Raw genomic sequence first — 507 nt, forward strand, 5'->3', positions numbered from 1 at the left:
CATACAATTCCTGTGTAGAAGCAGACAATCCGAAAGGACTTACTTGAAGGAGGAAGTGGTGAATCCACAGGGGACTTCATGAGGGTGGAGCAGGAATAACATAATTAGATTTCTACGTTCACGTCGAAAGGAAATATCACATGTTAATGAATCTGATTCTATCACGGGAAAACTTAATAGAAGCACTTAAACGTGTGGAGAAGAACAAAGGGAGTCATGGGATAGATGGAATGTCCGTAAAATCCCTACGAAGACATCTCTATGAGAACTGGGACACCCTTTGTGATTCTTTAAGGAAAGGTACCTATCAACCTAATCCAGTACGTCGAGTCGAAATCCCGAAACCGAACGGTGGAGTAAGGTTACTTGGAATACCTACCGTGATAGATCGTTTCATCCAACAGGCAATCGCCCAAGTTTTAACTCCGCTTTTTGACCCAACCTTCTCGGAACATAGTTATGGGTTTAGGCCAAGCCGAAGAGGCCATGACGCTGTACGTAAAGCAA

The 507-nt window shown here is 43.6% G+C and carries 1 pseudogene; it reads left to right on the forward strand.

Annotation, left to right across the window (positions count from 1 at the left end):
* Positions 1–140 precede the first annotated feature (140 nt).
* Positions 141–507: pseudogene (locus JJQ88_RS21020) on the forward strand (reverse transcriptase domain-containing protein); the annotation flags it as partial.

The organism is Bacillus sp. REN3 (genome assembly GCF_017912555.1).
Taxonomy (GTDB): Bacteria; Bacillota; Bacilli; order Bacillales; family Cytobacillaceae; genus Mesobacillus.